Below are 10749 nucleotides of genomic sequence, written 5' to 3'. Positions count from 1 at the left end.
GGTGGGAGACGCCTCGGCGTACGTGTTCACGCATGAGGGTCGCAACCTGGCCGAGCAGCACAACTTGTTCCGGACCGAGGACGGTCACATCCACGCGTTGTGGTTCAACTTCGAGTCCGGTTGGCACCACGAGGACCGGACCGCGATGCTGGGCGCGCCGCCCGCGGTGGGAGACGCCTCGGCGTACGTGTTCACGCATGAGGGTCGCAACCTGGCCGAGCAGCACAACTTGTTCCGGACCGAGGACGGTCACATCCACGCGTTGTGGTTCAACTTCGAGTCCGGTTGGCACCACGAGGACCGTAGCCTATGACCGAAGTCCTGACCTGGCCCATTTGGTCTACCGTGGCTAGCGCCCTCGCCTACCGGCTCAGCCACGCCTGGCGGGCCGGCCTGGCCGACCTCGGCGCGCAGCCCCGCTTCACCCGCCGCTACCGGCCGCAATCCAACGGCGAAGCTGAACGGTTCAACCGCACCCTGCTCGATGAATGGGCCTACGCCCGGCCCTACCCCAGCAACAGCGACCGCGCCCGGGGACTGTGGATTGCTTCTCTGTCAAGCTGCGACTGGTTGTCGGGTGACGAGGTCGGCGCGTAGCGCCTGATAGACGACGTCGGACAGGCGCCGCTTGAGGACGCGGAGGGCCTCGAGGCCACCGTCGCCGCCGGCTTTGCGGCGTGCGACGAGGTCTCGCGCTGGTGGGTGGCGGCGGGCTTGAATCATCGCGATGCGGTGCAGAGCGGCGTTGAGCTGGCGGTTGCCGGTGCGGCTGAGGCGGTGCCGGGCCCGATTCGACGACCAGACTGGCAGCGGCGCGGTGCCGTTGTGGCGGGCATAGGCGGCCGCCGACCGGAACCGGAGGACGCTGGCGGTTTCGCCGAGGATCTTCGCCGCAGTCAACGATGCGCAGCCGGGTAGGGCGATCAGCGTGGGCGCGAGTTGCTCGGTCAGTGTCTTGATCTCGGCCTCAAGAGCGTCGATCTCGATGCTCAGCTGACGGCATCGCTCGGTGATCGCAGCGGCGAGACGGGCGACGATGCCGGGCAGACCGGCGAGGCGCTGGCTGATCCGATTGAGGGTGCTGACGCGGTCCAACGATCGAGCCGGTGGGTCCCAGTCGGCGTCGAGTTCATGCAGGTGCCAGCGCAGCCGGTTGACCGCCCGGGTACGTTCGGCCAAGAGATCGTCGCGGTGGTCGACCAGGAGCCGGACCTCGCGGTCGGGCCCGTCCAGGTGCGCGACGGGCAGGTTGTCCTCGCGCAAGGCGGCGCGGGCGACGGCCAAGGCGTCGATCGGGTCAGACTTGCCGTAGGTGCGCGCGGCGTCGCGCACGTGGGCCATCAGCTTCGGCGGGACCCGGACGATGCGTTCGCCGGCGGCGAGCAGATCCTGCTCGAGGCGGCGGGTCATGTTGCGGCAGTCCTCGAGTGCCCAGACCCGGTCGGCGCCGTGTCTGCTTGCCCAGCGCAATAACGCCAGATGGTCTTTGCTGGTGGAGCCGCAGGTCCGCGTGGCGAGCTACCGACCGTTTACGTCGACGATGACCGCGGTGTGGGTGCGCTTGTGCGCGTCGATCCCGATGACCACCATGGGTGGTGTCTCCTTCTGACCGAGGGGATGCGGGCCGGTCGGTAGGCAGATCCCAGTCGGGCGCTGACACGCTCCTCTTAAGCCATACCGGCCGGTCCTTCAGGTCCGGCAGGCCGCAGAATTGAGGTTCCCCCGGTTCGTCGGAGGGTTGGTTACCTAGCGCCGGTCCTGTGGTTCGTTGGCGCCTCGAGGCTGGTCAGGCTGACAATTTCGTGCCCGTTCTATGGCGCTCCTACGGCATCGTCCCCTCAGCCTGGCGGCAGGGTGACTCGTGAACCATCGTCCGATGTCACCGATCGCCGGGCGGTGAAGATCGGGGCTGCTGCACCTGGGTGCGGGAAGGTCAGGTGCGGGACGTCCAGTTATTTGCGGTAGCGATCGGGCCTCCGCTGGCGCCGCTGCTGCGCGCGAGCTATCCACCAGCCGAGCAGGACGATGAGCAGAGAGACCCCGAGCTTGATCGATAGGGTCCAGATCAGCGCCGCTGAGCCGTTGCGGGACCAGTCCCACCAGAGCATGCCGCCGAGAGCGAGCAGGACGACGAGCGCCGCTGCCGCCAAGCGCAGGCCGACCGGTCTTGTCTGGGGCGAGAGGAGGGCAGCGGACGAGAACCCGGCCAGCAGTAGGAGGACTGCGAGGAGGGTCAGCCCGGTTGGGACTGCGGGCACCAGCAGAGTGACGGCCAGAAGGACACCGCCAGCCGCGACGCCGAACTCCACCGCATGCGTACCCATCGCGCTGCGACGAGTGAGGAGGGCCACCATGGCCCAGATGGCGAGGGCGTAGCCCCGGAAGGCGGACAGGACAGCGGCCAGTGGCTTGAACCGTGCCGCATCCCCGACGACATTGGCGAGGACGGTGGCGGATTGTGACACGGTTCGCGCGAAGGTGTCGCTGCCGATGTCGCCTCCGATGCGTTCTCTGCCGATCGCTGCGGCCTCGTCCCATAGCCGCCATAGAACCTCTGCCGGCAACTTCTGACTGCTCTTCCTATCGGCGGCGTCGTAGGACTCCAACCACCTGGTACTCGTCCCAGCGCGGTCGTCTCCTTCGGCCCGTACTGCATTGGCGAGGCTGGGTAGGTCGTCTCTGAGCACGGCGGTCTGGATCGGTCGGGCGATGGCACGCGTGCAGGCGCCCAATGACGGTGCATCCTGGCCGGCGAGGATCTGTTCCACCTCGCGTTCGCACGCCGCACGCTCCTGCGCCCACTGCTCAGCAAGCCACACTCGGTCCGACGACTGGTGGGGGATCGCACACCGCTGGAGCGCCTCCATCAGCCGGGCCACCGCCTCGGGTCGTGCTGACCGAGGGCCAGCGGAGGTCTTCGACCCGGGCGTCAGCAGGCACTGCCGTAGCCGCTCCGGTGCCACCAGGATTCGTACGAGCTGTTCGACCGCGTCCATTCGGCCGTGCAGCCAGTCGTTCATGCGCCATGAGCCCCGATAGAAGGCCCCGAAGTGATACAGCTGTATGCCGGTTAACAGGTCCGGGTGTATCGACGATACTTTGGCAAGCTCCACCTCCTGCTCCGGCTCTTGGCTGGCGCTGTTAAATGCCAGCTGCACGATGTCGAGGCGCAGCATGTTCTGCAGAACCGTCCTGTCGCTTTCCGCGTCCTCACCGACGGCGGGGTCCGCATCGGCGGTCCCCTTCGGGTCGAGCCCCCTCCCCGGGGCCTCGGCAGGCCGTACTGGGACGAGGAAGCGGTGGAGTGCGGCAAGACGCTCCGTCCACTCGCCGTCCGGATCGAGCACGTCGTTCCCTGCGTCGCTCACCATCCGCAGGGCGGGGGCGATCTCGCGGATGCTCCGGGCCAGTTCGAGGGCCTGTCGATAGAGACGAGCCCGTCGGATGACGTCATTGGGGATCGGTAGGGCGTCCCACGCCACTAGCGCGGCCGCGAGCCATCGTTCGAGTTCGGGTAGGTTCTCGGCGGTCTGGTTCGTCGAGCCTCTGCGGGCGGGCATCGGTTCGATGTTGTACTGCGGCGGTCCGGAAGGTGCCGTGGACCAGTATCGGTTGAGGTCTTCCCGGTCCGCGTGGATCTCCTTCAGCATGCCGGCCATCCGCTCGCGGCTGCATACGATCGCCTTCCGCTCCGGCGACCCGAGGTGGGCCAGCCACACCGATCGTTTGAGCAGGTCGACCGTCATGTCGGCCAGGCGTTGGACGGTAGTTTGTCCCCAATCCCAGCTCGCACCGGCTTTTTTCAGCGCCTCCGTGAACGTGCCCTTCGGGATGAACGACGTCGGCAGCCGTCGAAGCGCAATGATCAGTTCCTGCATGCTCCACTGCTCGTCGGGGCGGCCGCGCTGGCCGGCTACCAGCAGCGGGGCGACAGTGCGGGCCGCGTTCTCAACACGGACCTCCAGGTACGCCGGCCACGCGCTCTCCGACAACTGGTCGGCCACATCCGTCATTGCAGTCGCGAACCGATCACGCGCCCGTCGACGCATCCGGACCTTGGCGTTGCGGATGCGAATTTCGGTCAGCTCTCGGGAAACAGAATCTGTCGCGCGCAGCCGGGTCAGGACTCCTAGCAGGACCTCGCGGGCCGACGGCAGGGGCGCCCCAGGCGTGACGGGAGCATGTGGCTTGGCCGCGGCAGCCGCCGAGGAGGGGCGAGGCTGCTCGCCAGAATCCGGGGCGATGTATGCGAGCACGCGCCGCACCTGAAAGCCGGCGGTCTGCCGGTACACCGCCTCCAAGGCAGGGCGGAGCGGATTGTTGAGAAGCACGCCGCCATCGACAACGTGCTGCGTCTCGCGAAAGTTGGACCGACCCGCGGCAGACTCCCACCGCAGGTCCCCGCCCGGATCTCCAGGGCTCACCCGCACCAAGTGCGGCTCGAAAGCGCCCGGGAACGAGAAGGTGCATCGCGCCGCCGCAGCCAACTCCTCGAGCACAGAGTCGGCGGCGAGGTCACCGCTGACAGCGCGACCGTCGCGATAGCCGGCCCGAAGATCGGCGAACCGGAACGTCGCCCCGTGGTCGGTCTCCGTGATAGAGACGCCCAAGTCATCAGTGAACCTCGCGGACCGACCCTGCCAGAGCGTCCCGGTCAGAACCAACTCGATCGGCGCTCGCCCCTCGTCGACCGGGCCCGAGGACGACCTGTCCGAGGCGACCTTCTCCAGAGCGTCCCTCACCATAGGAAGGAAGTACTCGTCGCCCTTAAGTAGAGACTTGGGATTGCGTGTCAACGGGTGTCGCAACAGGCGAGCGAGGCCTGCGTGCTCGAGCCATAGTTCGCGCATGGTGGACAAATTTCCGCACCTCGCGAGGCCGAGCGCTAGAAAAGCGGCGTTGATACCGCCTGCAGATGTGCCCGAGGCAACGTCGACGCGAACATCAGCCCGAAGCAGATCCAGTAGCGATGAGTACGCCGATCCTGTGACCTTGCGTGCCGTGGCCAGGCGAAAGAGCTCAAGAGTGACCCCGCTGATCCAGACCGCCAGGCTGCCTTCGCCTGTCATCACTACGGCAAGCCGGATGTCCTGTCGGTCAGCGTCCTGTGCAGGGGAAACCGGCCCTTGCGCCCCTTGATCCTCAAACATCTCCGGCAGTTACTGGCCAGCGGAGACTATGAGCAGCGGCGTCACCACACGAGCGAATCGTCCATACATGCCCTATATTGTATGCCTTCGGCAACTCACAGCGCCGCAAAATTCCCGTCCAGCCTGACCGCTAGTGTCGCCTGATCAAGGTTGCAGAGTGGGACGGACGCACGGCGGGGACGGAGACGGAGGTCTCTGTCCGGCTCGTTCGGCGTGGCCCCGTGAAACCGCGTCCGGTGAAGTTTGCGTTCGGCCCGTTCGGCCTGCGTCTGCACCACCCGGGCCGTGGCCACCGCTGGTTCCGAGGGCTGCCCGGTCGCCGCGCGAGCCTCCCGTCGCACTCGTGATGGTGACCGCGCGACAGGATGGGCTGGGAGTTGATCCATCGGCTGGGCTTCGGTCATCGCTGTGATCGCCTGTTCGAAGCGGGCCGCGGTGAACGCGCTGGCGAGCCAGGCGTCGAGTGGGTCGATGCGGTCCCCTCGGCCATCGCGTTGTCGTACGAGTCGCCCTTGGACCCGACCGAGGCGACAGCGCCGGCCTCGGCGAGCCGCTGGCTGTAGCGAATCGCTCGATACTGGACTCCCCTGTCCGAGTGATGGACCAGTTTGCGCAGGTCAGCAACCTGACTTTCGCGGCGCCAGATCGCCATCTTCAGCGCGTCGAGAGCCAGATCCGTGTAGAGGCTGGTGGCGACCTGCCAGCCGACGATCATGCGGGAGAACACGTCGAGAATGAACGCGGCGTACACCCAGCCCACGCTGGTGCGCACGTAGGTCAGGTCGGCGACCCACAGATGGTTCGGATGTTCCGCGGTGAAGTCACGTTTGACCAGGTCACCCGGGCGGCCGGTCTCGGCTGCGGGCCGGGTCGTGCGCGGCGTTTTGTCGCGCAGCAGCCCGCTCAGCCCGGACTCGCGCATCAGCCGCTCGACGGTGCAGCGGGCCACTCGCACACCGCGTCGGCGCAGCTCGTGCCAGATCTTGCGAGCGCCGTAGACGCCGTAGTTCTCCGCGTGGATCCGCTCGATCACCGCGGTCAACTCCTCGTCGCGCCGCGAGCGGGCCGAGGCCGGGCGGGTCTTGGCGGCGTAGTAGGTCGACGGTGCGATCTGTGCCGGCGTGTCTTCGAGCGCCTGCAGGACCGGCTGGACACCGTGTTCGGCCTTCTGGGAGTCGACGAAGTCGACCTTCATCGCGACGGACGGTCCAGCTCCGCCGCGAAGAAACTCGCCGCGGACTTCAGGATCTGGTTGGCCCGCCGCAGCTCACGCACTTCCCGTTCCAGGGCCGCGAGGCGTTCCGCGTCGCTGCTGGTGGTGCCCGGACGGTCACCAGCGTCGGTCTCGGCCTTCTTCACCCACGTGCGCAACGCCTCCGGATGAACCCCGAGCTGACCAGCGATCCGACGGATCGCTCCGACCGCCGACACCGGATCCCGGCGGGCCTCGACCGCCAACCGGGTCGCACGCTCACGCAGCTCATCGTTGTACTTCTTCGGTGCCGGCATCGCTGTGTTCCTCCCAGGTTTCAATGTCTCCATCAAACCCGGTGCGGGACAGGGACTTGATCAGGTCCAGATGAAGGTGCGCTTTGCCTGCCGTCGGGCTGGTCGGCCGCGGGTGATGCGGCGGGTCATGCCGGCGATGGCGGCCCACCTGACGATGCCTTCGGAGATCTCAGGGTGGCGTTCGTAGTCGCGGGCCAGCCGGCGGTAGGCGGTGAGCCATGCCAGGGTCCGCTCCACGACCCACCTGCGTGGGTGCACGGCGAAGCCCCGCTGGTCAGCGGGCTTCCGCACGATCTCCAGCGTGATCTTCAAGGTGTCGCGGGTCCAGTCGACGAGACGGCCCGCGAAGCCCTGGTCGGCGAAGACGTGCCGGATCGGGGTGGCCAGATAAGCGCTGAGCAGGGCGGTCTTCGCGCCGTCGCGGTCCTGCCACGACGCGGCCATCACCGCCACGGTGACCAACAGACCGGCGGTATCGGTGATGATGAACCGTTTCCTGCCGTTGACCTTCTTACCCGCGTCGTAGCCACGCGTCTGCTGCCCGACGGTGTCGGCGCCCTTCACCGACTGCCAGTCGATGATCCCCGCCGACGGCTCCGGATTCCGCCCGTCCTGCACCCGCGCCTTGACCCGCAGCGTGGCCAGCAGGTTCTCGGTCACACCGGCGTCTTCCCAGCGCAGGAAGTACCAGTACACCGTCTGCCACGGCGGCAGATCCGCCGGCAGGTACCGCCACGGACACCCCGAGCGGACCACGTACAAGATCGCGTTGACGATCTCCCGGCGAGGGTGCTTCTCCCGCCGCCCGTCCGTGCTGGGCTCCGGCAACAACCCTTCGATCAACGCCCACTGGGCATCGGTCAGGTCCGACGGGTAACCACGACGAGGCGACGACACCCGGACACCCTGCCCGCCCCGGCGGCTACCGTCACGCCGCCACACCGTCCACACGCGACCTTCTCAAACACGCACTTAGCTTCCCTTGACGCCAAAGGCTCGGTCGTTGACTCGGGTGCGATGGCCACGTTCGAGCGCACCTACCGGGCACAGCCCGGTAGTTGGCTGTCCCCGGTGCAGACCTGGCCAGGGTTTCCTGGTCCATCTCATGATCTAGTGGAGGATCTTCTCCTTCGCCACGGCGAACTCTTGGGCGGTGAGAGCACCGGAGCTCAGCAGCTCGCTCAGCCGGCGTAGTTCGGCGGCCAGGCCGTCGCCGCTGGGCACGGCGCCCATCGCGGGCGCCACGACCGGCATCGGCGGTGCCGGCTGCGACGAGTCGGGGTTTGCTGTCAGGTTGATCAGGTCGGCGAGGGAACCGGCAAACCTGTTCGCGTCCGTCGTCGGCTGGGTGCCCGTCACCGCGTCGCTGGCGAACTGGAGGATGGTGGGCTTCCGGCCGCTGAACGCCTGCCAGGACGCCGCTGGCACGCCTTGGTACTGCTCCTTGAATGGACGCGGGGCACCGCTGCCGGTGTAGTCGCTCGCCCACAGGTCGTATGGGAACGGCTTGAGGGAATCGCCGTACAGCCAGCGCGGCGCATACGCGATGAAATACCCCTTGCCGCCGGCGAGCCGCTTCAACTCGTCTAGGAAGTCGATTATCTCGATACGGTTGGGTTCCCGGACCATGTTGTCGAACTTTTCGGCGTCGCACTGCCAGATGAACGGCACGTCCTTGTGCCACGGCGTTTTTGCGTTGACCTGGTCGAAGAAGAATTTCGCCTGACTCTTGGCGTCGCCCGGGTACAGCACGTGATAGGCGCCGACGACCGGGATCCGGGCCGCCCGAGCGCGGTCCATCGCCTCCTTGTAGTGGCTGTCCAGCCAGTCCGATCCCTCCGACACCTTGTGTGTGAAGAAGCTGACTCCGGCCGCCCGGGCGGCCTGCAAATCCATCGCGCCGCGGCCCCAGTCGTGGTTGCTGGCGTCCCAGCCCCACACCTCGGTGCCAGCGGCGACCGTGGGGGCGACCGGGTGGGCAGGCGGGCCCGCGGTGACGGCGGCGACCGCGGGGGCGACCGGCTGGGCCGGCGGGCCGGAAATCCCGAGCTTGGCCAGGATGCGATCGGCACTGGCCCCTGACATCGCCACGTGTACGTGGTTCAAGTGCGCGGCCATGGTGCCCGGGTCGAAGTTGTGCCAGACGCCGTTCTGGATGTAGAAGCCGTTGTCGTCCGCGAACGGCGTTGTGTGGATCAGCTCGGCGAGGTCGTCTCGGAAATTGTCCAAGAGCCACTTTGCGAAATCGCGCATGTCGGCCTGGTCTTTCGAGTTCGGCTCCGGATCGTCGTATGCGCCGAAGTCGAGCGCCGCAGTCGCAGACCCGTTCCACGACAGCCCGTTGTGGTGCGAGCCGGGCTCGTTGCGAAAACCGCTTGTCACGTACAGCTCATTGGCTTTCGGATACTTTTCCGCGACGGCGAGAATCTTCCGTCCGACCGGACCGATCGTCACACCCGAGTTAACATTCATCTCCCGCTCCTTAGGTGCACGTCAGGAAGGAAAACGCCGGCCGGATAACGCACGCCGACCGGCTCCGCTGCCTAAGCCCGACCGGTGACCCCACGGTACCGAATCGGACCTCGCGCCGACCTCTATCGGACCATCCGATGTGAGCCGCTGCCGCCGCTCGCCGACGCCCTAGGCGGGCCGCCCATGAAAACACCGCCGTGATCCACATGGTTTGTTACTGGCCAGAGGCGGTGATCACCTTCCAGTCCCACGATAGTGGCCGTTCCCGCAGGTCCGCGTCGGCTTCCGGCAAATTTCGCTGCAATCGGCATCGCTGACGGCATGGACCGGGGCCGACGGTCCGTCGTTCGGCGGTTTGCCACGACCACGTCGATCGAGGTCGGCGTGACAATGTCACCCAGCTCGCTGTCGGTGATCGGATAGTCGACCCGGAACGGACGACCCGGTGCGGCAGCGATGGCCGTACCGTAGTCCCGCTGTCGCATGGGGTCGACTTGGTGCGCCACAACGCCGGCAGCCGCGCGCTGCTGCGGTGGCATGCGTGTCTCGCCAACGACGTACTGTCCCGCTGCTCGCGGACGTCGGTTGGCAGGTGCTCATCGATCTGCTCTATCTACCTTGAACCTTGTCGACGAGGGCGAAGTCGTCAACGTCGTGAGGGCATGTAGTCGCTAATCTTTCCTTGAGAGGTAAAGCATCAATCTTTTCTGGTTGCGCTTATTGAGCTCTGCGCGGTGTTCGTTGCTGCCCGAATGCCGAAATAGGCCGTTGTCATGGTGCTGATGGCTGTGAAAGCGCTGGCCAGTATTGCCACGGATTGAGCCTCTCAAGGAGCGAGGTCGCTACTAGCCTCGGCAGCCACCGACCCCGGCAAGCGGAGCAGACCAGAGTCAGGCCGGCAAGGTTGGAGGTCCGAGTCTTCACTCTGCATTTGAGGTCAGGCGGTGTGCGGTTGTACCGGTATGACCTGGACGCCGCACGACCGCCGGTCAGCCACGTAGGCATTCAGCCCATCCGGCGTGATCGCCAACCCGTCCCCCGAGCCGTCCCATTTCACCGAGCGGATGACCTTCTGAGTCGCGGTGTCAATCACCCACAAAAGGGCGCTGCATGCTTGACCTATCTCCCCACTGCGTTACCCAGACCTGGCGCCCATCACCCGTCACGGCCACGTCTGTTGAGCGGCCGCCGAAAACGTCAACAACGGCAATGGCTTTATGGGTGGCAACCTCTAACACCATGACGAAGTCGTTGCCCTCGCTCACGATGTACGCACGGAGGCTATCCGGCGTGAAAGCTATTCGACCATTCCTGATCGTACCGTCGAGAGGAAACGGAAACGTGACCTCGTGTGTAGCCGTGTCGATCACCTCGGGGCTCCCGTCGTTGTCGAGCACATAGGCGAAAGCCCCATTCGGGGTGATCGTCATCGTGGAGGGAAATGGATTACCGCGGATGGTGGTCAGGACGACGTTGGTGGCCGTATCGATCATGCTTACCTTGCCCTGACCCTCTGGCATGGCTACAGATCTTGAAAGGTCAGGTTTGTCTACTGTGGGGCGGCGTGTCGGCGTGATCTTCGCGGGTCGGCGGCGTAGGCCGGGGGTATGAGGTATCC

Annotated in this window: 7 protein-coding genes and 2 pseudogenes; 2 read left to right on the top strand and 7 right to left on the bottom strand. The window is 66.3% G+C overall.

What is annotated here, in order from left to right; translation table 11 throughout:
• Together ACFYPD_RS33905 and ACFYPD_RS33900 are read left to right on the top strand one after the other, a co-directional pair.
• A partial coding sequence (locus ACFYPD_RS33905) for a hypothetical protein (protein ID WP_387122838.1) occupies positions 1-313 on the top strand: 313 nt, incomplete at its 5' end.
• Between the two features lie 38 nt (positions 314-351).
• Positions 352-540: pseudogene (locus tag ACFYPD_RS33900) on the top strand (integrase core domain-containing protein); the annotation flags it as partial.
• A 15-nt stretch (positions 541-555) separates the two neighbouring features.
• Here the strand turns inward: ACFYPD_RS33900 and ACFYPD_RS33895 are convergent.
• The 7 genes and pseudogenes from ACFYPD_RS33895 to ACFYPD_RS33865 form a co-directional block, all read right to left on the bottom strand.
• A pseudogene (locus ACFYPD_RS33895) lies at positions 556-1500 on the bottom strand (IS110 family transposase); the annotation flags it as partial.
• A 452-nt stretch (positions 1501-1952) separates the two neighbouring features.
• Positions 1953-5150 carry a patatin-like protein gene (locus ACFYPD_RS33890; RefSeq protein ID WP_387122835.1) on the bottom strand — a complete coding sequence of 1066 codons (3198 nt, stop codon included), beginning with the start codon at positions 5148-5150 and terminating at the stop codon, positions 1953-1955.
• 400 nt (positions 5151-5550) lie between these two features.
• Positions 5551-6345 carry an IS3 family transposase gene (locus ACFYPD_RS33885; RefSeq protein WP_387122832.1) on the bottom strand — a complete coding sequence of 265 codons (795 nt, stop codon included), beginning with the start codon at positions 6343-6345 and terminating at the stop codon, positions 5551-5553.
• A complete protein-coding gene (locus tag ACFYPD_RS33880; RefSeq protein WP_387122829.1) occupies positions 6342-6659 on the bottom strand; it encodes a transposase in 318 nt (105 codons plus the stop codon). Before ACFYPD_RS33880 ends, ACFYPD_RS33885 begins: the two co-directional genes overlap by 4 nt.
• A gap of 60 nt (positions 6660-6719) precedes the next feature.
• Entirely contained in the window at positions 6720-7556 is an 837-nt protein-coding gene (locus tag ACFYPD_RS33875; RefSeq protein ID WP_387122826.1) for an IS5 family transposase, read from the bottom strand.
• 213 nt (positions 7557-7769) lie between these two features.
• Positions 7770-9131 carry a GH25 family lysozyme gene (locus ACFYPD_RS33870; protein ID WP_387122823.1) on the bottom strand — a complete coding sequence of 454 codons (1362 nt, stop codon included), beginning with the start codon at positions 9129-9131 and terminating at the stop codon, positions 7770-7772.
• Between the two features lie 1085 nt (positions 9132-10216).
• On the bottom strand, positions 10217-10749 hold a 533-nt coding region (locus ACFYPD_RS33865; RefSeq protein ID WP_387122820.1), incomplete at its 5' end, for a YncE family protein.

Source organism: Micromonospora sp. NPDC005299, assembly GCF_042872345.1.
Taxonomy (GTDB): Bacteria; Actinomycetota; Actinomycetes; order Mycobacteriales; family Micromonosporaceae; genus Micromonospora.
The sequence above is the reverse complement of the archived record's forward strand: the minus strand, read 5'-3'. Positions and strand labels throughout refer to the sequence as shown.

Bases quoted from the DNA above. Each gene is read 5' to 3' on its own strand.
- ACFYPD_RS33890 (WP_387122835.1), bottom strand. From the start codon at position 5,150: ATGTTTGAGGATCAAGGGGCGCAAGGGCCGGTTTCCCCTGCACAGGAC.
- ACFYPD_RS33885 (WP_387122832.1), bottom strand. From the start codon at position 6,345: ATGAAGGTCGACTTCGTCGACTCCCAGAAGGCCGAACACGGTGTCCAG.
- ACFYPD_RS33880 (WP_387122829.1), bottom strand. From the start codon at position 6,659: ATGCCGGCACCGAAGAAGTACAACGATGAGCTGCGTGAGCGTGCGACC.
- ACFYPD_RS33870 (WP_387122823.1), bottom strand. From the start codon at position 9,131: ATGAATGTTAACTCGGGTGTGACGATCGGTCCGGTCGGACGGAAGATT.